Source organism: Vogesella facilis, assembly GCF_042648525.1.
In the GTDB taxonomy this organism is placed as follows: domain Bacteria; phylum Pseudomonadota; class Gammaproteobacteria; order Burkholderiales; family Chromobacteriaceae; genus Vogesella; species Vogesella facilis.
The window spans coordinates 467638-488742 of the sequence record NZ_JBHRXN010000036.1 but is presented as its reverse complement, the minus strand read 5'-3'; the positions used below and the strand labels follow the sequence as shown (position 1 = coordinate 488742).

Below are 21105 nucleotides of genomic sequence, written 5' to 3'. Positions count from 1 at the left end.
TCAGGCTCCGTTGGAAGCGTTCGAGTTGTGCGGCAGCTGGTCATCTTCATCCAGCACCAGCTTGGCCGCTTCGTCATAACGCTTCTTGGATTTTTTGCCGAAGGCACCTATCGCGATCACGGTGAACACGGTAAAGCAGAACACCGTGAACAGGATACGTGCCAGATTGGTCCAGTCCATGGCTCAGCGCGCGTTCTTCAGCGCAAGGCCCAGGCCCTGCAGGTAGGCGACCAGTGCATCCAGCTCGGACTTGCCTTCCACCATGGCCTGGCCTTCGGCAATTTCCTTGTCGCTGTACGGTACGCCAACCTTGCGCAGCGCGGTCATCTTGGCGGCAACGCCTTCGGCGTCGGCCAGGTTACGCGCCAGCCACGGGAATGCCGGCATGTTGGACTCCGGCACCACGTCGCGTGGGTTGGTCAGGTGTACACGGTGCCATTCGTCGGAATAGCGGCCGCCGACACGGGCCAGGTCCGGACCGGTACGCTTGGAGCCCCACTGGAACGGGTGGTCGTATACCGACTCACCAGCTACCGAGTAGTGGCCATAGCGCTCGGTTTCGGCGCGGAACGGACGGATCATCTGCGAGTGGCAGGTGTAGCAGCCTTCGCGGATGTAGATGTCGCGACCGGTCAGTTGCAGCGCGTTGTACGGCTTCACGCCGGCAACTGGCTCGGTGGTCGACTTCTGGAACATCAGCGGTACGATCTCGACCAGGGCAGCCACGCTGATTACCAGCAGGGTCAGCACGATCAGATACGCTACGTTTTCTTCGATCAGTTTCTGGATTTTTTCCATGATGTTTCCCTTGGTCCCTTAGTGCGCGTGAGCGGCAACGGCCGGGATCTTGGCATCAACGGCACGGCCGGCAGCGACGGTGCGGAAGGTGTTGTAAGCCATGAGCAGCATGCCGGACAGGAACAGCACACCGCCCAGGAAGCGTACGAACAGGTACGGGTAGGAGGCTTTCACTGCTTCCACGAAGGCGTAGGTCAGGGTGCCGTCCGCGTTCAGCGCGCGCCACATCAGGCCCTGCATCACACCGGCGATCCACAGCGAGGCGATGTACAGCACTACGCCGATGGTAGCCAGCCAGAAGTGCGCTTCGATCAGCTTCACGCTGTGCATGCCGTCACGGCCGAACAGGCGCGGCAGCAGGTAGTACATGGAACCGATGGAGATGAAGGCAACCCAGCCCAGTGCGCCGGAGTGCACGTGGCCGACGGTCCAGTCGGTGTAGTGCGACAGCGCGTTGACGGTCTTGATCGACATCATTGGGCCTTCGAAGGTGGACATGCCGTAGAAGGACAGCGATACCACCAGGAACTTCAGCACCGGGTCGGTGCGCAGCTTATGCCAGGCGCCGGACAGGGTCATGATGCCGTTGATCATGCCGCCCCAGGACGGTGCCAGCAGTACCAGCGAGAAGGCCATGCCCAGCGACTGGGTCCAGTCCGGCAGGGCGGTGTAGTGCAGGTGGTGCGGGCCGGCCCACATATAGGTGAAGATCAGCGCCCAGAAGTGCACCACGGACAGGCGGTAGGAGTACACCGGACGGCCGGCCTGCTTCGGTACGAAGTAGTACATCATGCCCAGGAAGGCCGCGGTCAGGAAGAAGCCCACTGCGTTGTGGCCGTACCACCATTGCACCATGGCATCCACGGCACCGGCGTATACCGAGTAGGATTTCCACATGGAAACCGGTACTTCCAGGCTGTTGACGATGTGCAGCAGGGCCACGGCCAGGATGAAGGCGCCGTAGAACCAGTTGGCCACGTAGATGTGCTTAACCTTGCGGATGGCGATGGTGCCGAAGAACACGATGGCGTAGGCAACCCATACCACGGTGATCAGAATGTCGATCGGCCATTCCAGTTCGGCGTACTCCTTGCCGGAGGTCAGGCCCAGCGGCAGGGTGATGGCGGCTAGCACGATGACCAGTTGCCAACCCCAGAAAGTGAATGCCGCCAGCTTGTCGGACAGCAGGCGGACATGACAGGTACGCTGCACCACGTAGTACGAAGTGGCAAACAGCGCGGAACCGCCGAACGCGAAGATCACGGCGTTGGTGTGCAGCGGACGCAGACGACCGTAGTGGAACCAGGGCCCAAAATTGAGCTCCGGCCACACCAGCTGGGCCGCAATAATCACGCCGACCAGCATGCCGACAATGCCCCAGACTACGGTCATTATCGAAAACTGGCGCACCACCTTATAGTTATAAGTGGATTGCGTATCCATTAGGGTTTTCTCCAAGGTTGCGAACTAGAACGTGTGAAACCGGTGACTTGAAGTCCGGATGCGTACCCCCATGTAGTGCAGGAGGCCCGGCAAGTCGCAGGAACCGAGGCCTGGTTTGCGGTGCTGGCCGGCAGTGCAGTGCACTGCGAAAAGCCAGGCAATCTCCGCGGAAAACGCGCTCGATCCCCAGTTGTTCAACAGGCGATTCTAAATCAATTCGGGCATGCGCTCCTAGTCGATAGAGAACCGGATGGTCGCAAATTGCGCGAATCGCACCGTCTGCAGACCCATTCCCGCCATTGACATGCAGGCGATTATATTGTCATCGCTTGCTTCGCTATTGACGCATATCAAGCCGTAAGGTCAGGCGCAGCACAGGGTGGCTGGTGCTAGAATTCGCGCTTCTTCCGTTTCCCTCCGGACTGCCATCATGTCTACCGCTGTCAGCTATCGCATTCGTCCCGTCGCACCCGAGGCCCACCTGTTCGAAGTCACGCTCACCGTGGCGCAACCGGCGGCAGCGGGGCAGGTACTGCGGCTGCCGGCGTGGATTCCCGGCAGCTACATGATCCGCGAGTTCGCGCGCCACATCGTGGCCATCCGCGCCGAATGCGGCAACCAGGCGGTGGCGCTTGCCAAGCTCGACAAGCACAGCTGGCAGGCGGCGCCGGTGACGGGGGCGCTGAGCGTGCATTACACCGTGTACGCCTTCGATCTGTCAGTACGCGGCGCCTACCTCGATGCCGAGCGCGGCTTCTATAACGGCACCAGCGTGTTCCTGCAGGCCGACGGCTGCGAGCACGAGCCGTGCGAGGTGGAAATCCTGCCGCCGCAGGACAAGGCGCAGGCCAAGTGGCAGGTGGCCACCAGCCTGCCGGCGCTGGACACCAAGAAATCCGGCTTCGGCCGCTACCGTGCGGCCAACTACGACGAGCTGATCGACCACCCGGTGGAACTGGGCGAGTTCCAGCGCGTCAGCTTCAAGGCCTGCGGCGTGCCGCATGAATTCGTCGTCTCCGGCAAATACAAGGCAGACCTGAAAAGGTTGGCCGCAGACACCAAGCGCATCTGCGAATGGCAGATCCGCTTCTTCGGCGAGCCGGCGCCGTTCGAGCGCTACGTGTTCATGCTGTTCGCCGGTGGCGACATCTACGGCGGGCTGGAGCATCGCGCCTCCACCGCGCTGGTGGCCAGCCGCGACGACCTGCCGCAGCCGGGAGAGGACGGCATCGGCGACGGCTACCTCAAGCTGCTGGGGCTGATCAGCCACGAGTATTTCCACACCTGGAACGTCAAGCGCATGAAGCCGGCGGCGTTCACCCCCTACGACCTGAACCGCGAAGGCCACACCACGCTGCTGTGGGCGTTCGAGGGCATCACCTCCTATTACGACGACCTGGCGCTGGTGCGCTGCGGGCTGATCGACGCGCAGCGCTACCTGGGGCTGCTGGCCAAGACCATCACCGGCGTGGCGCGCGGCAACGGCCGCAGCAAGCAGACGCTGGCCGACTCCAGCTTCGATGCCTGGACCAAGTACTACCGCCAGGACGAGAACAGCCCCAACAGCATCGTCAGCTACTATACCAAGGGCTCACTGGCGGCTTTGGCGCTGGACTTGCACATCCGCCAGCACACGGCTGGCGGCAAGAGCCTGGACACGGTGATGCAGGCGTTGTGGCAGCAATGGCTGGCCGACGGCCGCGGTCTGGCCGAGGATGAATGGGAGCGCGTGGCCGAGCAGGTTACCGGCCTCAAGCTCGGCAAGTTCTTCGACCTGGCGATCCGCTCCACCCGCGAACTGCCGCTGGCGGAACTGCTGGCCGGCCAGGGTGTCGAGATGCAACTGGTGCCGGCCGACGGCGCCGCCGATGGCGGCAGTGTAGTGGCCGAGATCGTGGCGCCCACCGCGCGGCCAACCTTGGGGGTGAAGACCGGTGCCGATGCGCAAGGCGTCAAGCTGGTGTCGGTGCTGGACGGCGGCGCCGCGCAGGCGGCCGGACTGGCCGGCGGCGACGTGCTGATCGCCGTGGACGGCCTGAAGCTGAATGACCTCGACAAGGCGCTGCGCCGTTACCGCGTCGGCGACAAGCTGAAGCTGCACGCCTTCCGCCGCGACGAGCTGCTGAGCTTCCGCGTCGTGCTGCAGGGCGCGCCAGCCGATACCTGCCGCCTGCGTCTGGCGGCAGACGGCGGCGCCTGGATCAAGGGCTGAGCAGCGCGCGACACAGAACATGACCGGGGACGCGTCAGCGTCACAACGATAAAGGCGGGCACCCGACGACCCGTCCTACCCTTTGCAGGATTGAAGTAGATGAGCCAACAACCGCAGATCAAATACCGCAGCGACTACCAGCCACCCGCCTACCTGGTGGACAAGGTGGACCTGACTTTCGACATCATCGACGACACCCTTACCCGCGTGCACTCGCGCATGGTGATGCGCCGCAACCCGGCCGCCACGGCGGCGGGCGTGCTGCAGCTGGATGGCAGCGCGCGGCTGGCCAGCGTGACGCTGGACGGCGACAAGTTGGCCGCAGACGCCTACACGCTGAGCGCCGAGGTGCTGAGCATCGCCAATGTGCCGGACAGCTTCATCCTGGACGTGGAAACCGAGATCGACCCGGTGGCCAACACCAGCCTGATGGGGCTGTACGCCTCCGGCGGCAGCAACCTCTACACCCAGTGCGAGCCGGAAGGCTTCCGCAAGATCACCTTCTATCCGGACCGTCCGGACGTGATGGCCAAGTTCACCACCACCATCATCGCCGACAAGGCCAAGTACCCGGTGCTGCTGTCCAACGGCAACAAGGTGGGCGAGGGCATGCTGGACCGCAAGCGCCACTGGGTGAAGTGGGTGGATCCGTACAAGAAGCCGTCCTACCTGTTCGCGCTGGTGGCCGGCAAGCTGTCCGCGCTGCGCGACAGTTACACCACCCGCAGCGGCCGCAATGTGCTGCTGGAAATCTGGACCGTGCCGGCCGACCAGGACAAGGTGGCGTTCGCCATGGGCGCGGTGAAGCGCTCGATGCAGTGGGACGAGGAGCGCTTCGGCCTGGAATACGACCTCGACATCTACATGATCGTGGCGGTGGGCGACTTCAACATGGGGGCGATGGAGAACAAGGGCCTCAACATCTTCAACACCTCGGCGGTGCTGGCGCGACAGGACACCTCCACCGACGCCGACTTCCAGCGCGTGGAGGCCATCATCGGCCATGAATACTTCCACAACTGGACCGGCAACCGCGTCACCTGCCGCGACTGGTTCCAGCTGTCGCTGAAGGAAGGCCTCACCGTGTTCCGCGACCAGGAGTTCAGCTCCGACCTGGACAGCCGCGCGGTGAAGCGCATCCAGGACGTGAAGAACCTGCGTCAGCTGCAGTTCCCAGAGGATGCCGGCCCGACCGCGCACCCGATCCGCCCGGACAGCTACATCGAGATGAACAACTTCTACACCATGACGGTGTATGAAAAGGGCGCCGAAGTGGTGCGCATGTACCACACCCTGCTCGGCGAGACAGGCTTCCAGCAGGGCATGCAGCTGTACTTCAAGCGCCACGATGGCCAGGCGGTGACCTGCGACGATTTCCGTGCCGCCATGGCCGATGCCAACGATGTCGACCTGTCGCAGTTCGCGCTGTGGTACAGCCAGGCCGGTACCCCGCTGCTGACCGTCAGCGGCGAATACGACGAGGACGCGCGCAGCTACACCCTGCACGTGCAGCAAAGCTGCCCGGCCACGCCGGGGCAGAGCGACAAGCAGCCGTTGCACATCCCGTTTGCCGTCGGCCTGATCGGCGCGGACGGCAATGACCTGCCGCTGCAACTGCAGGGCGAAGAGGCGCCGCAGGGCGGCAGCCGCGTGCTGGAGGTGCGCGCCGCGGCGCAGACCTTCACCTTTGTCAACGTCGCCAGTGCACCGGTGCCGTCGCTGCTGCGCGGCTATTCCGCACCGGTGAAGCTGTCCTTCGCCTGGCGTGACAGCGAACTGGCCTTCCTGATGGCCAACGACAGCGATGCCTTCGCGCGCTGGGAAGCCGGCCAGGCCTATGCCGAGCGCCTGCTGCGCCAGCTGCTGGCCGATCACGCCGCCGGCAAGCCGCTGCAGCTGGCCGCCGGCTTTGTCGACGCTTTCCGCGCGGTGCTGGAAGACCATGCGGCGGATCCGGCCTTCAAGGCGCTGATGCTGAGTCTGCCGAGCGAGGCCGAGATACTGGAAATGGTGGATGAGGCCGACCCGGCCGCCATCCACACCGTGCGCGACTTCGTGCTGGACACCCTGGCGCAGGCGCTGCGCGGCGAGCTGCGCGAAGCGTTCGATGTCAACCAGAGCCGCGAATACAAGCCGGCCGATGCCGGTCGCCGCGCGCTGAAGAACCTGGCGCTGGGCATGCTGGCGCGCCTGCCGGACCCGTGGCCGCTGGAGGCCGCCGAGCGGCAATGCCTGCAGAGCAACAATATGAGCGACCAGATGGGCGCCATGTTGGCGCTGCGCGATCGCGACAGCGAGGAGCGCGACAACTGCTACCTGGCGTTTGCCGAGCGCTGGCAGGACAACGCGCTGGTGATGGACAAGTTCTTCTCGCTGGTGGCCAGCAGCCAGCTGCCGTGCACATTGGAGCACGTCAAGGCGGCGATGGCGCATCCGGCGTTTACCCTGCGCAACCCGAACAAGGCGCGCGCGCTGCTGGGCAGCTTCGGCCGCAACATGCTGCATTTCCACGCCGAAGACGGCTCCGGCTATCGCTTCCTGGTGGACCAGGTGCTGGCGCTGGACGCCATCAACCCGCAGGTGGCCAGCCGCCTGGTGTCGCTGTTCAACCGTCGCCAGAAGCTGGAGCCGCTGCGCCGCGACCTGATGACGCGCGAGCTGCAGCGCATCCTGGCCAAGGACGGGCTGTCCAAGGACGTGTACGAGATCGTGTCCAAGAACCTGAGCGTGTAAGCGGGCAGGGGCAAACAGCAAGGCCGGCAGCGATGCCGGCCTTTTTCATTGCGGCCAACGTTGGCCGCATCAGCGCGCCGGTGGCTGCAGCGGCAGGCGGGTGGTGTGCTTGATCGGCTCTAGTGCCACGGTGGATTTCACGCTGCGCACCAGCGACAGCGTCATCAGCTTGTTCATCACGAAGCGCGACAGTGACGGCAGGTCTTGCACCACGATGCGCAGCCAGTAGTCGGCCTCGCCGGCCACTGCGTAGCACTCCAGCACCTCCGGCAGGTCGCTGATGGCGGCGGCGAACTCGCGGATCGACGCTTCGCCGTGGCGCTCCAGGCTGACGCTGGCGAAGGCGGTCACCGACAGGTCCAGCAGGTCGGGGCGCAGTGCGATGTGGTAGCCCTGGATGATGCCGGACTCCTCCAGCCGCTGGATGCGGCGGCCGATCTGCGATGCCGACAGCGGCACCTCCTGCGCCAGCTTCTGATGCGTGGCGCGCGCGTCCCTCTGTAGCGCCTCCAGAATCTGGTAGTCGTAACGATCAAGCTCGATTCCGCGCATTTTCTGCATTTCTCCATGTTTATGTGCGGTAAGTATGCAAAAAAAGGTCTGCAGACTCAAATCATGCGGCCAACACGCATGCGCTTGCACCTACACTCGGAATATAGGCAGCCACTGCCAAGCCAATCGAGAGACAACACCATGGAAATGAATACCTACACTGTGCCGGACATCACCGTGCGCAAGAACCAGGGGCTGACACATGCGGCGGACTTTACCCTGCCGCAGCCATGGGATCGCTACACCGCCGAGGATCACCAGACCTGGGCCACGCTGTACCGGCGCCAGAGTGAGATGCTGCCGGGGCGCGCCTGTGACGAATTCCTGCAGGGCCTGGCCGCGCTGCAGGTGGATGCGCACCAGGTGCCGGACTTCGGCCGCCTCAACCAGACGCTGATGGCCGCCACCGGCTGGCAGATCGTGGCGGTGCCGGGGCTGATTCCGGACGACGTGTTCTTCGAGCACCTGGCCAACCGCCGCTTCCCGGTGACCTGGTGGCTGCGCGAGCCGCAGCAGCTGGATTACCTGCAGGAACCGGACGTGTTTCACGACCTGTTCGGCCACGTGCCGCTGCTGATCAACCCGGTGTTCGCCGACTACCTGCAGGCCTACGGCAAGGGCGGCATGAAGGCCAAGGAACTGGGCTACCTGCCGCTGCTGGCGCGGCTGTACTGGTACACGGTGGAGTTCGGCCTGATCAACACCGCGCAGGGCATGCGCATCTACGGCGCCGGCATCGTGTCCAGCAAGTCGGAATCGGTGTACAGCCTGGAGAGCGACAGCCCCAACCGCGTCGGTTTCGATCTGCAGCGCATCATGCGCACCCGCTACCGCATCGACACCTTCCAGAAGACCTACTTCGTCATCGACAGCTTCCAGCAGCTGTTCGAGGCCACCGCACCGGACTTCACCGCGGTGTACCACGCGGTGGAACAGCAGGGCCTGCTGGGCGCCGGCGAGATCGATGCGCAGGATCGCATCTTCCACGTCGGCAACCGCGTAGGCTGGGCCGATACCGCCGACGCGTAAAGCGCCGAGCGCCGCCGCGGTTGGCGGCAATAACAAAAACGCCCGCTAAGCGGGCGTTTTTTTACCTCAGGGTTGGCCGCAACGGCTTATTCCCATTCGATGGTTGCCGGCGGCTTGCCGCTCACATCGTAAACCACGCGGTTGATGCCGCGCACTTCGTTGATGATGCGGTTGGACGCGCGGCCCAGCAGGCTGTACGGCAGCTCGGCCCAGTGTGCGGTCATGAAGTCGCTGGTGATGACTGCGCGCAGCGCCACTACGTAGTCGTAGGTGCGGCCGTCGCCCATCACACCCACCGATTTCACCGGCAGGAACACGGCGAAGGCCTGGCTGGTGAGGTCGTACCAGTTCTTGCCGGTCTTCTCGTCCACGGTGCCCCGCAGTTCTTCGATGAAGATGGCGTCGGCGCGGCGCAGCAGCTCGGCGTATTCCATTTTCACTTCGCCCAGGATGCGCACGCCCAGGCCCGGGCCCGGGAACGGGTGGCGGTACACCATGTCGTGCGGCAGGCCCAGTGCCACGCCCAGCTGGCGTACTTCGTCCTTGAACAGGTCGCGCAGCGGCTCCAGCAGCTTGAGGTTCATGTCTTCCGGCAGGCCGCCCACGTTGTGGTGGCTCTTGATCGCGTGCGCCTTCTTGGTCTTGGCGCCGGCGGATTCGATCACGTCCGGGTAGATGGTGCCCTGTGCCAGCCACTTGGCGTTGGTGAGCTTGCCGGATTCACGCTGGAACACTTCCACGAATTCGGCGCCGATGATCTTGCGCTTCTTCTCCGGGTCGGTCTCGCCGGCCAGCTTGCCCATAAACTGTTCGCTGGCATCGACCCGGATGACTTTCACGCCCAGGTTCTGCGCGAACATTTCCATCACCATCTTGCCTTCGTCCAGGCGCAGCAGGCCGTGGTCGACGAAGACGCAGGTGAGCTGTTCACCGATGGCGCGGTGGATCAGCGCGGCGGCCACCGAGGAATCCACGCCGCCGGACAGGCCGAGGATGACTTCCTCGTCGCCCACCTGGTCGCGGATCTTCTGGATCGCTTCCTCGATGTAGTTCGGCATGGTCCACGACGGCTTGGCGCCGGCCACGTGCAGCACGAAGCGGTGCAGCATCTCGGTGCCGCGCTTGGTGTGGGTCACTTCCGGGTGGAACTGCACGGCGTAGAAGCCGCGGTCCTCGTCGGCCATGGCGGCCACCGGGCAGGACGGGGTCTCGGCAATGACATGGAAACCGGCCGGCAGCGCGGTCACCTTGTCGCCGTGGCTCATCCATACGTCGAGGAAGCCGTTGCCGGCGTCGTCGACGCGGTCCTGCAGGCCTTCTAGGATCTTGGAGTGGTGGCGGGCCTGGATCTCGGCGTAGCCGAACTCACGCTTGTCGCCGGCCTCCACCTTGCCGCCCAGGCTCTGCGCCATGAACTGCATGCCGTAGCAGATGCCCAGCACCGGCACGCCCAGCGCGAACACTTGCGGGTCGGCCTGGTAGTCGGACTCGTACACCGAGTTCGGGCCGCCGGACAGGATGATGGCCTTGGGGTTGAACGCACGGATCTCGTCGATGGGCATGTCGAACGGGTGCAGCTCGCAGTAGACGTGGGCTTCGCGCACGCGGCGGGCGATCAACTGGCTGACCTGGGAGCCGAAGTCGAGGATGAGGATTTTGTCCATGGCAGTCCTTGCGTGTATTAACCGGCTGGGGTTGGCCGGTGTCATTTTGAATACGGTGTCTCGTCAGGAGCGGCGGCGCGGCAGCCGGCGCTCCGGTATGCGGTCGCTGCGGGCGATCAGCAGCAACATGCCCAGCAGCATCATGCCGACTGCGGCGACATGGCTGAAGCGCACGAAATAGTGGTCGTACAGGTAAATGGCGGCACCGGCGTAGATCAGCAGCGGGCTGCTGACCACGGTGGTCTTGGTCAGTCCGTCCAGCAGGCCCAGCACCACGCCGGCGCCGGCCAGCAGCAGCGCCAGCAGGGTGGAGGTTTCCGGCAGCAGGGCGGTAGTCTTGAGCAGCCACAGGGCGCCCAGAATAATCAGCAGGATGGGTTGGACGACGCTGGGTTTCATGTTCAGCCCTTGTTGCGCATCAGGCGCTGCTTCTCGCGCTGCCATTCGCGCTCTTTTTCGCTTTCGCGCTTGTCGTGCTGCTTCTTGCCCTTGGCTAGGCCGATGTCGGCCTTGATGTTGCCTTTGCTGTAGTGCAGGTTGAGCGCCACCATGGTGTAGCCGGCGCGCTCCACCTTGCCGATCAGGCGGCTGATCTCGTGCTGGTTCAGCAGCAGCTTGCGGGTGCGGGTCGGGTCGGGCTTGACGTGGGTGGAAGCGGATTGCAACGGGGTGATGTGGCAGCCGAACAGGTAAAAAGCGCCATCGCGGTAGATGACGTAGCTTTCTTTCAGCTGCACGCGACCGGCGCGGATGGCCTTGACTTCCCAACCTTCCAGCACCAGGCCGGCTTCGAGCTGCTCCTCGATGAAGTAGTCGTGAAAGGCTTTGCGGTTGTCGACAATGCTCATGGGGTCCAAGGCGGGTATTGCAGGGAATCGCGCATTCTAGCAGAACGGGCGCATTCGCCAAAGCGCTGAAAATTCATGGGCTTGATCTGACGGCTTGCCGCCGGCTTGGCCGATTGTGTACCCTTCGGGCTTTCCCTAGTCCCGTTTCAGCATGCATGTCATCGAAAAGAGCGTCCTGGTGGCGCACACCCCGGAGCAGATGTTCCGGCTGGTGGATGATGTAACCCACTATCCGCGCTTTCTGCCGTGGTGCGCCAAGGCCGAGGAGCACGAGCGCGACGGCGACCAGTTGGTGGCCAGCCTGCATATCGACTACCTGAAGGTGAAGCAGCATTTCACCACCCGTAATCGCAACGAGCCGTACGGCAGCATCCTGATGGAGCTGGTGGACGGGCCGTTCCAGCACCTGGAAGGGCGCTGGCATTTCCAGCCGCTGGGCGATTTCGGCTGCAAGGTGGAGTTCCGCCTCAGCTACCAGTTCTCCAGCCGGATTCTGGAAACCATCATCGGCCCGGTATTCGGCCACATTTCCGGCACGCTGGTGGATGCCTTCATCAAGGAAGCGGATCGCGTCTATGGCGACGACTGAAACGCTGGCCATCGAGGTGGCGTTCGCGCTGCCGGGGCGGCAGAAGATCGTGGCACTGCAGGTGCCGGCCGGTACTACCGCGCAGCAGGCAGTGGTGCTGTCCGGGTTGGCCGCAGAGTTTGCGGAGATCGACCTGGCCGATCTGAAGCTGGGCATTTTCAGCAAGGCGGTCAAGCCGGACAGCGTGCTGCGTGCGCACGACCGGGTGGAGATCTACCGCCCGCTACAGGCCGACCCGAAAGCAGTGCGGCGCCAGCGCGCCGAGGCCGGCAAAGGCATGAAGAAGGGCGGCGACTAGCCGCCGTCTGCGTGGCGCGCGGTCATGAAAAAACGGGGCAATGCCCCGTTTTTGTTTGCCGGCCCGGTTCAGTTCTCCGCAGATAGCGTGCGGTTCTTGCCGGCCAGCTTGGCCTGGTACATCACGCGGTCGGCGCGCTCGATGATGTTCACGTCCTGCTCGCCGCGGTGCCATTGCGCCACGCCGGCGCTGAAGGTCACCACCAGTTTCTCCTGGTTGGCGAGGAAGAAGTTCTTGGTCAATTCGCGCTGTAGGCGTTGCATCAGCGAGACGGCTTCTTCCGCCGGAGTATCCGGCAGCAGGATGATGAATTCCTCGCCGCCGAAGCGGCCAACGATGTCCGAGGCGCGCACGCAGTGGCGCATCATGTCCACCAGGTACTTCAGTACGTTGTCGCCGGTGAGGTGGCCATAGCTGTCGTTCAGCTGCTTGAAGTTGTCCACGTCCAGCAGCGCCACCGACAAAGGTTGGCCGCTGCGCTCGGCGCGGCTGATTTCGCGGGTGAAATGCTCCTCCAGGCCACGGCGGTTGTAGGCGCCGGTCAGCTGGTCTTCCTTGATCTTGGCGCTGGCCGCCTCCAGCGCCTGCTCCAGCTCGCGGATGCGCGATTGCGCGTTTTCGACATCGTGCTGCGCATCCATCAGCTCCAGCTGCGAGTGCTGCAGGTTGTTCTGCATGCTGGCGGTGTCTTCCAGCAGCAATTGCAGGATGTCGTTCAGCGAGCTGCTGTCACTGCTGGCACGGATGCGTTCGCTATGCTCGCGCAGTTTCTGCTGGAACTGCCCGGTGCCGCTGCTCATTAACGACAGCTTGTCGAGGAAGGTGTCCAGCAAGGTGCGCAGCGAGTCGGTGGCTTCGTCCAGCGAGCTGCGCAGCACCCCCTGCTTGTGGATCACTTCCTTGAGCGTGGACTCCAGGTGGTAGATGTGCTGGATCGAGATATTGGGCTGCGCCAGTATCTGCTGCAGGTTGCTGATCTGGCCGATCAGGTAGTTGTCGCCGCGGTTGAGCTCGGCCACGTTCTGCAGCATCAGCCGCATCAGGTTGGACAGGCCGGAGACCAGGCGCTCGTCTTCCTGCGACAACAGCTCCAGCCGGATCAGGAAGCTGCGCAGGCGCGGGAAGAACACCGCCAGCTCGTCTTCGCTGCCACATTGCTGCAGGCTGAGCTGTACTTCCTCGAACTGCGGCATCAGGTCGGGGTAGTGCAGCAGGCGCGGGGCGATGCCGTAGCGCACCGCATATTCCAGCACGTCACGCCATACCATGCTGCCGCTCTGGGCGGCATCGTGTTCGGTCACTGTCGCTGCCGGCGCGGCGGCAGGGGATTCCCCGGGGCTGTCCGCGTCGGCGGTTTCGATGCCGCTGGCCGGGCTGTCCGGCTGCGTCCAGCTTCTCACCAGATTGCTGAGCTTGTCGTTAAGCTCCTGCGGATTGTTGCCGAAGGTGGCAATCACGCGCTCCAGTGCCGATTGCTTGTAGCGCTGGCCCATCTCCGGGCTGCGGATGTCCCAGGCCTGAATCAGTTCCAAGATCAGCTTGCCCCAATGCTGGCTCAGCTCGCGGCTGCGCTGGTGCTGCTCGGACAGGTCCATGACCAGCTGCGGCACCAGTTCCCATTTTTCCTCTTGGATGGCCTTGCGCAGTTTGGCCAGGGAAATCTTGTAGCTGCTGTCGGTGACCGGCAGCTTTTCAAAGGCATGAAACAGCAGTTCGGCCAGCTTGTTCTTCTGGGATTCGGGCTCAACGCCGGCGATCTCGCAGTACAGGCGCTCGAAATTGTCTGGCGTGGGAAGGAGTTTACGTTGCGTCAGCTGTTTCAGCGTCTCACGCGCGGTGTCTATTGGATTGTGCGTCGTCATGGACCAGACCCTGAAGCCTTTTTTGCCAACCATGTTTGTCGTTATCGCTTGTGGTCCGTTTCCCGTCAATGCCTGTTATGGGGATGCCGGGGTGGGTGGATGTGACGGATCAAGAAGCTGGAAAAATACCTCACCTTGCCGAATCATGCCAAGCTCGTTGCGAGCCCGCTCTTCAATTGCGGCGGTTCCTTGCTTTAGATCACGTACTTCCGCATCCAGCGCCGTGTTGCGGCCAACCAGTTGCCGGTTGGCCGCACGTTGCTCTTCAACCTGCTTGTCAAGTTGCCAGACCCTGAGCCAACTGCCCTTGCCCAGCCAGAGTGGCCATTGCAAAGCAGCAAGCAGCAGGATGAGCAGCAGGGTCAGGCGTTTCATGATTACTTCAGGTTATAGAAGGCGGCACGGCCCGGGTACCAGGCGGCATCGCCCAGTTCTTCTTCGATACGCAGCAGCTGGTTGTACTTGGCCATGCGGTCGGAGCGCGACAGCGAGCCGGTCTTGATCTGCATGCAGTTGGTGGCCACGGCCAGATCGGCGATGGTGCTGTCTTCGGTCTCGCCGGAACGGTGGCTCATCACGCTGGTGTAGCGCGAACGCTTGGCCAGGTCGACTGCCTTCAGGGTCTCGGACAGGGTGCCGATCTGGTTCACTTTCACCAGCAGCGCGTTGGCCACGCCGCTTTCGATGCCCTTGGCCAGAATCGCCGGGTTGGTCACGAACACGTCGTCACCCACCAGCTGCACGCGACCAGCCAGACGTTCGGTCAGCAGCTGCCAGCCGGCCCAGTCGTGCTCGCTCATGCCATCTTCGATGGAGATGATCGGGTAGTTGTTGACCAGGGTTTCCAGGTAGTCGGCGAACTGCTCGGAAGTCAGGGCCAGGCCTTCGGCGGTCAGGTGGTACTTGCCGTCCTTGTAGAACTCGGAGGAAGCGCAGTCCAGTGCCAGCAGCACGTCCTGGCCGGCTACGTAACCGGCGGCGTCGATGGCTTCCAGAATCAGCTTGATGGCGTCTTCGTGGCTGGCCAGGTTCGGGGCGAAGCCGCCTTCGTCACCCACGGTGGTGGCGTAGCCCTTGCTGTCGCACAGTTTCTTCAGGGTGTGGAAGATCTCGGCGCCACAGCGCAGCGCTTCGCGGAAGGTCTGCGCGCCCACCGGCATGATCATGAATTCCTGGATGTCCAGGGTGTTGTTGGCGTGCGCGCCACCGTTGATCACGTTCATCATCGGTACCGGCATCGCCATCGGACCGGCGCCGCCCAGGTAGCGGTACAGCGGCAGGCCGGCATCTTCGGCGGCGGCGCGGGCCACGGCCATGGACACGGCCAGCATGGCGTTGGCGCCCAGGCGGCCCTTGGTCTCGGTGCCGTCCAGCTCGATCATGGTCTTGTCGATGAATGCCTGGTCGGAGGCGTCCAGGCCGATGATGGCTTCGCAGATTTCGGTGTTGATGTTCTCGACCGCCTTCAGCACGCCCTTGCCCAGGTAGCGGCTCTTGTCGCCGTCACGCAGCTCCAGTGCTTCCTTCTCGCCGGTGGAGGCGCCGGACGGTACGGCGGCACGGCCCATTACGCCGGATTCCAGCAGTACATCGGCTTCAACAGTCGGGTTACCGCGCGAATCCAGAATCTCGCGGGCAATCACGTCAACGATCGCACTCATCTATGTTTCCCTTTGGGTATCAAGGTTAGTCAAACCGGGTTCGGTGCGGCCAACCTTGAGACAGGCTGGCCGTGGAGTCAACCTGTTACAGCGAAAGCTCGGCCAGCGGTTGCGCTTTTACCAGCTTGTCGATGGCGATCAGGGTGCTCAGCAATTCTTGCATGCGCGGTAGCGGCCAGGCATTGGGGCCGTCGGACATGGCTTTGGCAGGGTCCGGGTGGGTTTCCATGAACAGGCCGGCCACGCCGGCGGCGACCGCGGCGCGCGCCAGTACCGGTACGAACTCGCGCTGGCCGCCGGAGCTGGTGCCCTGGCCGCCCGGCAGCTGTACCGAGTGGGTGGCGTCGAACACTACCGGGCAGGCGGTCTCGCGCATGATCGCCAGGCTGCGCATGTCGGACACCAGGTTGTTGTAGCCGAAGGAGGCGCCGCGTTCGCAGGCCATGAAGCTGTCCGGGTCCAGGCCGGCCTCGACGGCGGCATCGCGCGCCTTGTCGATCACATGTTTCATGTCGCCAGGGGCCATGAACTGGCCTTTCTTGATGTTCACCGGCTTGCCGCTTTGCGCCACGGCGCGGATGAAGTCGGTCTGGCGGGCGAGGAAGGCCGGGGTCTGCAGCACGTCGACCACGGCAGCGACGTGCGGCACTTGCTCTTCGGTATGGATGTCGGTGAGTACCGGCACGCCGATCTGGCGTTTCACTTCCGCCAGGATGCGCAGGCCTTCGTCCATGCCGAAGCCGCGGAAGGACTTGCCGGACGAGCGGTTGGCCTTGTCGAAGCTCGACTTGTAGATGAAGTTGATACCCAGTTGCTGGGCGATTTCCTTCAGTTGGCCGGCGGTATCCAGTGCCATCTGTTCGCTCTCGATCACGCACGGGCCGGCGATCAGGAACAGCGGGTGATTGAGGCCAACGTCAAATCCGGCGAGTTTCATGGTGTGTCCTTTCAAGACAAGGTTGGCCGCATCAGCCGCGAAACCTGCGTTTCGCTACCTTGCGGCCAACTTTGGTCAGACGGGCTGACGATTCAGCAGACTCAGGCGTTGGCCTTGTCGGCCTGGTAGGCCAGGGCTGCCTGCACGTAGGCGATGAACAGCGGGTGGCCATCGCGCGGCGTGGAGGTGAACTCCGGGTGGAACTGACAGGCGAAGAACCAGCGGTGGTTGGCCAGTTCGATGGTTTCCACCAGTTTCTCGTGACCGGCGGACAGGCCGCTGATGGTCAGGCCGGCAGCCTGCAGGCGCGGTACGTAGTGGTTGTTCACTTCGTAACGGTGGCGATGGCGCTCGGTGATCTCGGTGTTGCCGTACACGCGTGCCGCCAGCGAGCCGTCGGTCAGTTCGCACTGCTGGCCGCCCAAGCGCATGGTGCCGCCCAGGTTGGAGTTTTCGTCGCGGGTTTCGATCTTGCCGTCGTGGTTCACCCACTCGTCGATCAGCGCCACCACCGGGAAATCGGTTTCCAGGTCGAACTCGGTGGAGTTGGCGCCGCTCATGCCAGCCACGTCACGGGCGTATTCGATCAGCGCGATCTGCATCCCCAGGCAGATGCCCAGGTAGGGGATGTTGTTCTCGCGGGCGAACTTCACCGCCTTGATCTTGCCTTCCACGCCGCGCTTGCCGAAGCCGCCCGGTACCAGGATGGCATCCATGTCCTTCAGCGATTCAGCGCCGTCGCGCTCGATCTCTTCGGAGTCGACATAGATGATGTTGACATTGGTGCGGGTGTGCACGCCGGCGTGCTTCAGTGCCTCGGACAGCGACTTGTAGGACTCGGTCAGGTCGACGTACTTGCCCACCATGGCGATGTTCACGCTATGGTCCGGGTGCTCGATGGCGTCGATGATGCGGTTCCAGGTCGACAGGTCGGCCTTCGGCAGCTCCAGTTGCAGCTGTTCGGCGATGATGTCGTCGATGCCCTGCGCGTGCAGCATGGCCGGCACCTTATAGATGGAGTCGGCGTCGTAACAGCCGATCACCGCGTTCTCTTCCACGTTGCAGAACAGCGCGATCTTGCGCTTTTCGTCTTCCGGCAGCTCGCGGTCCATGCGGCACAGCAGGATGTCCGGCTGGATGCCGATCTCGCGCATCTCTTTTACCGAGTGCTGGGTCGGTTTGGTCTTGATCTCGCCGGCGGTGGCGATGTACGGCACGTAGGACAGATGCACGAACAGGGTGTTCTTGCGGCCGAAGTTGGAGCGCATCTGGCGGATGGCTTCTAGGAACGGCAGCGATTCGATGTCGCCGACGGTGCCGCCGATCTCGACGATGGCAACGTCAACGTCGCCGGCGCCTTCGCGTACCTTCTGCTTGATTTCGTCGGTGATGTGCGGGATCACCTGTACGGTGCCACCCAGGTAGTCGCCGCGGCGCTCCTTGGTGATCACCGATTCGTATACCTGGCCGGTAGTGAAGTTGTTGCTCTTCTTCATCTTGGCGTGGATGAAGCGCTCATAATGGCCAAGGTCGAGGTCGGTTTCCGCGCCGTCTTCGGTGACGAACACTTCACCGTGCTGGAAGGGACTCATGGTGCCCGGATCTACGTTGATGTAGGGATCCAGTTTCAGCATGGTGACCTTGAGACCACGGGATTCGAGAATGGCGGCGATGGACGCGGCTGCGATGCCCTTGCCCAGAGAGGACACCACACCACCGGTAACGAAGATGAACTTGGTCATGGGATTACGGCTCTATGAGAATCTGGGATTCTAACAGCAACGCCCCTGTTTTTGAATGGGGCGGCACGAGAGTTTGTGACGCCGCGGCACGGCTTGTGGCGCGCAAGTAGCAGTGTCGCTTTCTGCAGTGGCATGATTTTTATGCATTTTTTCTGATCTCTGTGGCCTGGTGAGCGTGGGGCTTAGGTTTTTGCTGCAAGACGCGTGGGCTTTCGGTATGATCTTGCCTTTCTTTATGAACCCGATGCCGCTGCATCTCGTCGCCACCGCCCCCGTGCTGTGCGTCCGGCTTGTGTGATGGCATCGATTTATGGTATAAGTCTTTCTTTTACCGGCTTTTGGGAGTGACTCACCATGGCGCGTGTTTGCAAAGTCACCGGCAAGCGTCCGATGACCGGGAACAATGTGTCCCACGCCAATAACAAGACCAAGCGTCGTTTTCTGCCGAACCTGCAGTACCGCAAGTTCTGGGTAGAGAGCGAAAACCGTTGGGTGCGTCTGCGCATCTCCAACGCAGCTCTGCGTACCATCGACAAAGTAGGTATCGATGCCGTTCTGGCCGACCTGCGTGCTCGCGGCGAACTGTAATCAGTTTCCGACAGCTCTTTAAGGAATAAGCCATGCGCGACAAGATCAAACTGGAATCGACCGCCGGTACTGGTCATTTCTACACCACCACCAAGAACAAGCGCACTATGCCGGAAAAAATGGAGATCAAAAAATTTGATCCCGTTGCCCGCAAGCATGTTCTGTACAAAGAAACCAAGCTGAAGTAATTCGGCCCGGTTTCATGCAAAAAGCCCTCGTTAGCGAGGGCTTTTGTTTTGCGGCCCCGCCTTCGCGGGGCATTGTCATTTCTGCTTAAGCAATTGACGCACCCGACACCAGTCCTGCCAGGCCTTGGCTTTTTCGGTAGGGCTGCGCAGCAGATAGGCCGGGTGAAAGCTGACGAGTACCGGGTATTGTCCGTGCTGGTGCAGCTTGCCGCGCAAACTGCTGAGCGATGCCTGTGTCTGCAGCAGGCTCTGGGCCGCAAAGCGGCCAACTGCCACGATCAGTTCGGGTTGTACCGCCGCAATCTGCCACTGCAGGAATCGGTCGCATTCGGCGATTTCGTCTGACGCCGGGTTGCGGTTGCCGGGCGGGCGGCATTTGAGCAGGTTGCAGATGTAAACATCACGCTCGCTGTCGATGCCGGCTGCGGCCAACATATTTTCCAGCAATTGTCCGGCCTTGCCGACAAACGGTAGTCCCTGCCTATCCTCCTGCTCGCCGGGGGCCTCCCCAATCAGCAGCACGCGTGCCTTGCGGTTGCCGCGCCCGACTACGGTATTGCTGCGGGTCTTGGCCAGCTGGCATTGCTGGCAGGTGCTGACCTGCGCGTGCAGATCGTCCCAGTCAGCAATCGGGATTACTGTCGCTGCTGCAATGGTACTGCCGGTGGCCGTAGCAACTGGCGATTGCTCGGCGAGGTTAGTTACGCCAGCGGTAATTTGGGGCGTGGCAGCAGGTAGGGGGGCGGTCATGCTGGCGGCACTCTCCGCGGCGGCCGGCGCGGAGGCGGGTAGAGCCGTGGCAGGAGGCTGGCGCAATTGCCACAGGGTGCGGTGGCCGATTTCGGCCAGAACCTGTTCTCGTCGGCTCATAGCGGGGCCTCCATTAGAATGGCGTGCTCGCGCGGGCCGTCAGCGGTACGGTAGTAGTGCTTGCGGCGGCCGGTTTCGCTAAAGCCGCAGCTCAGGTATAGCTGTCTGGCTGCATGGTTGCTTTCCCGTACTTCCAGTAGCATGCGGCTGGCGCCCTGGCTGGCGGCATATTGCATCAGCTGCTGCAGTAGTTGGCGGCCATGGCCCTGGCGTTGCCAGGGCTGGCAAACGAAAACATTCTGCAGATGGGCTTCGTCCAGCACTTGCAGCAGCACGGCAAAACCGATGGCCTGCTCCGGCGCGAGATGATAGGCAAAGACCAGATCCTGTCCGGCGATCGAGTCGGCATACATGGCGGCGGACCACGGGTGTGCGCAGCTGCCGGCCTCGGCACTGGCGATGGCTTCGGCGGCAACGCTATCCACGATGCGGCGCAACTCAGCCACGCTGTTGTTCCCGTTGCTCGGCGGTGGTCAGTGCTACCTTGTCACGGACATAAAACAGGTCAGCGCTATCGCTGCCTTGATAGCGTTCTGGTTGGCGTTGAAACAGCTGGATGTAGTGTTCGGCCAGTGGCTCACAGCTAATAAAACGTTGCGGCCAACCGGCAAAATAGCTGGCGGCATCGCCGGCCAGTACATCGTCGGGCTGCAGCGGCAACTGGGCCGGCTTGCACACGGTGATGCTGGAGGCGTGCCCGGCCTGGTAGCGGCAGGCATACACCTCTTGCATGCGCGCATCCAGCACCGCTACCCCGGTTTCTGCCGGCAACTGCAGGGCGATGGCATCCAGGGTGGTAATGCCGTGTACTGGCACGTTGGCCGCAGTGGCGAGTCCTGCGGCAATGCCGGCGGCAATGCGCAGGCCGGTAAAGGCGCCCGGGCCTTTGCCAAACAGGATGGCGTCCAGTTGTGGCAGTGCAATGCCGGCTTGTTGCAGCAGGTCGGCAATCACCGTCAGCGCCAGGTCGGAGTGGCCCTGTTTGACGGTCTGGTGGTAACGGTACAGCTGCTGCTTACTCAGCAGCGCGACCGACAGATTGTAGTTGGAGCAGTCGAAGGCAAGCAGGTGGGTCATCAACAATGGTTTCG

The 21105-nt window shown here is 62.8% G+C and carries 22 protein-coding genes; 7 read left to right on the top strand and 15 right to left on the bottom strand.

Annotation, left to right across the window (positions count from 1 at the left end):
- From ACFOLG_RS17685 to ccoN, 3 genes are read right to left on the bottom strand one after another with little or no spacing between them, the layout of a single operon-like run.
- Complete coding sequence (locus ACFOLG_RS17685; RefSeq protein WP_386094558.1) at window positions 1-180, bottom strand: cbb3-type cytochrome oxidase subunit 3; 180 nt, start codon at window positions 178-180, stop codon at window positions 1-3.
- A 3-nt stretch (window positions 181-183) separates the two neighbouring features.
- A complete protein-coding gene (gene ccoO / locus ACFOLG_RS17680; protein ID WP_386094555.1) occupies window positions 184-798 on the bottom strand; it encodes a cytochrome-c oxidase, cbb3-type subunit II in 615 nt (204 codons plus the stop codon).
- 18 nt (window positions 799-816) lie between these two features.
- Complete coding sequence (ccoN, locus tag ACFOLG_RS17675) at window positions 817-2241, bottom strand: cytochrome-c oxidase, cbb3-type subunit I (RefSeq protein WP_386094552.1); 1425 nt, start codon at window positions 2239-2241, stop codon at window positions 817-819.
- A gap of 430 nt (window positions 2242-2671) precedes the next feature.
- On the opposite strand from ccoN, the gene ACFOLG_RS17670 reads away from it, so the two are divergent.
- Both ACFOLG_RS17670 and pepN read left to right on the top strand, forming a co-directional pair.
- Window positions 2672-4453, top strand: a complete 1782-nt coding sequence (locus tag ACFOLG_RS17670; RefSeq protein ID WP_386094549.1) for a M61 family metallopeptidase — start codon at window positions 2672-2674, stop codon at window positions 4451-4453.
- Between the two features lie 99 nt (window positions 4454-4552).
- Complete coding sequence (gene pepN, locus ACFOLG_RS17665) at window positions 4553-7186, top strand: aminopeptidase N (protein ID WP_386094546.1); 2634 nt, start codon at window positions 4553-4555, stop codon at window positions 7184-7186.
- 69 nt (window positions 7187-7255) lie between these two features.
- Here pepN and ACFOLG_RS17660 read toward each other — a convergent pair whose 3' ends face one another.
- Entirely contained in the window at window positions 7256-7738 is a 483-nt protein-coding gene (locus ACFOLG_RS17660; protein WP_386094543.1) for an Lrp/AsnC family transcriptional regulator, read from the bottom strand.
- Window positions 7739-7879: 141 nt separating this feature from the next.
- Here ACFOLG_RS17660 and phhA point away from each other — a divergent pair, with 141 nt between their 5' ends.
- On the top strand, window positions 7880-8767 hold the full coding sequence (phhA, locus tag ACFOLG_RS17655; RefSeq protein WP_386094540.1) for a phenylalanine 4-monooxygenase: 888 nt from the start codon (window positions 7880-7882) through the stop codon (window positions 8765-8767).
- An 86-nt stretch (window positions 8768-8853) separates the two neighbouring features.
- Here the strand turns inward: phhA and guaA are convergent, their stop codons facing one another.
- From guaA to smpB, 3 genes are all read right to left on the bottom strand, one after another.
- Window positions 8854-10431, bottom strand: coding sequence for a glutamine-hydrolyzing GMP synthase (guaA, locus tag ACFOLG_RS17650; protein ID WP_386094537.1), 1578 nt, complete (start codon window positions 10429-10431; stop codon window positions 8854-8856).
- A 63-nt stretch (window positions 10432-10494) separates the two neighbouring features.
- Complete coding sequence (locus ACFOLG_RS17645) at window positions 10495-10830, bottom strand: hypothetical protein (RefSeq protein ID WP_386094534.1); 336 nt, start codon at window positions 10828-10830, stop codon at window positions 10495-10497.
- 2 nt (window positions 10831-10832) lie between these two features.
- Window positions 10833-11279, bottom strand: a complete 447-nt coding sequence (gene smpB, locus ACFOLG_RS17640; protein WP_386094531.1) for an SsrA-binding protein SmpB — start codon at window positions 11277-11279, stop codon at window positions 10833-10835.
- 151 nt (window positions 11280-11430) lie between these two features.
- Here smpB and ACFOLG_RS17635 point away from each other — a divergent pair, with 151 nt between their 5' ends.
- Both ACFOLG_RS17635 and ACFOLG_RS17630 read left to right on the top strand, forming a co-directional pair.
- Window positions 11431-11868 (top strand): type II toxin-antitoxin system RatA family toxin, encoded by a 438-nt coding sequence (locus ACFOLG_RS17635; protein WP_386094528.1) that lies wholly within the window; start codon window positions 11431-11433, stop codon window positions 11866-11868.
- Window positions 11855-12166 carry an RnfH family protein gene (locus tag ACFOLG_RS17630; RefSeq protein ID WP_386094525.1) on the top strand — a complete coding sequence of 104 codons (312 nt, stop codon included), beginning with the start codon at window positions 11855-11857 and terminating at the stop codon, window positions 12164-12166. The genes ACFOLG_RS17635 and ACFOLG_RS17630 overlap by 14 nt, the downstream gene beginning before the upstream one ends.
- 68 nt (window positions 12167-12234) lie before the next feature.
- On the opposite strand, the gene ACFOLG_RS17625 is transcribed toward ACFOLG_RS17630, so the two are convergent.
- The 5 genes from ACFOLG_RS17625 to ACFOLG_RS17605 all read right to left on the bottom strand — a co-directional run bounded on the left by ACFOLG_RS17625 (window position 12235) and on the right by ACFOLG_RS17605 (window position 18368).
- Window positions 12235-14028: a GGDEF domain-containing protein gene (locus tag ACFOLG_RS17625; protein WP_386094522.1), complete on the bottom strand. Its 1794-nt coding sequence runs from the start codon at window positions 14026-14028 to the stop codon at window positions 12235-12237.
- A gap of 75 nt (window positions 14029-14103) precedes the next feature.
- On the bottom strand, window positions 14104-14403 hold the full coding sequence (gene ftsB, locus ACFOLG_RS17620; RefSeq protein WP_349588955.1) for a cell division protein FtsB: 300 nt from the start codon (window positions 14401-14403) through the stop codon (window positions 14104-14106).
- Window positions 14404-14405: 2 nt separating this feature from the next.
- Window positions 14406-15689 (bottom strand): phosphopyruvate hydratase, encoded by a 1284-nt coding sequence (gene eno, locus ACFOLG_RS17615; protein WP_386094517.1) that lies wholly within the window; start codon window positions 15687-15689, stop codon window positions 14406-14408.
- A gap of 85 nt (window positions 15690-15774) precedes the next feature.
- On the bottom strand, window positions 15775-16626 hold the full coding sequence (gene kdsA, locus ACFOLG_RS17610) for a 3-deoxy-8-phosphooctulonate synthase (RefSeq protein WP_386094514.1): 852 nt from the start codon (window positions 16624-16626) through the stop codon (window positions 15775-15777).
- Window positions 16627-16727: 101 nt separating this feature from the next.
- A complete protein-coding gene (locus tag ACFOLG_RS17605; RefSeq protein ID WP_386094511.1) occupies window positions 16728-18368 on the bottom strand; it encodes a CTP synthase in 1641 nt (546 codons plus the stop codon).
- Between the two features lie 354 nt (window positions 18369-18722).
- Here ACFOLG_RS17605 and rpmB point away from each other — a divergent pair, with 354 nt between their 5' ends.
- Together rpmB and rpmG are read left to right on the top strand one after the other, a co-directional pair.
- Window positions 18723-18956, top strand: coding sequence for a 50S ribosomal protein L28 (rpmB, locus tag ACFOLG_RS17600; RefSeq protein ID WP_026107616.1), 234 nt, complete (start codon window positions 18723-18725; stop codon window positions 18954-18956).
- A gap of 32 nt (window positions 18957-18988) precedes the next feature.
- The gene (gene rpmG, locus ACFOLG_RS17595; RefSeq protein ID WP_017506994.1) at window positions 18989-19144 is read left to right on the top strand and encodes a 50S ribosomal protein L33; all 156 of its coding nucleotides are present in this window, start codon (window positions 18989-18991) and stop codon (window positions 19142-19144) included.
- Between the two features lie 75 nt (window positions 19145-19219).
- On the opposite strand, the gene ACFOLG_RS17590 is transcribed toward rpmG, so the two are convergent.
- From ACFOLG_RS17590 to tsaB, 3 genes are read right to left on the bottom strand one after another with little or no spacing between them, the layout of a single operon-like run.
- Window positions 19220-20014 (bottom strand): uracil-DNA glycosylase, encoded by a 795-nt coding sequence (locus tag ACFOLG_RS17590; RefSeq protein WP_386094504.1) that lies wholly within the window; start codon window positions 20012-20014, stop codon window positions 19220-19222.
- On the bottom strand, window positions 20011-20460 hold the full coding sequence (rimI, locus tag ACFOLG_RS17585) for a ribosomal protein S18-alanine N-acetyltransferase (RefSeq protein ID WP_386094501.1): 450 nt from the start codon (window positions 20458-20460) through the stop codon (window positions 20011-20013). Before rimI ends, ACFOLG_RS17590 begins: the two co-directional genes overlap by 4 nt.
- Window positions 20453-21091: a tRNA (adenosine(37)-N6)-threonylcarbamoyltransferase complex dimerization subunit type 1 TsaB gene (tsaB, locus tag ACFOLG_RS17580; RefSeq protein ID WP_386094498.1), complete on the bottom strand. Its 639-nt coding sequence runs from the start codon at window positions 21089-21091 to the stop codon at window positions 20453-20455. Before tsaB ends, rimI begins: the two co-directional genes overlap by 8 nt.
- Window positions 21092-21105: the final 14 nt, after the last annotated feature.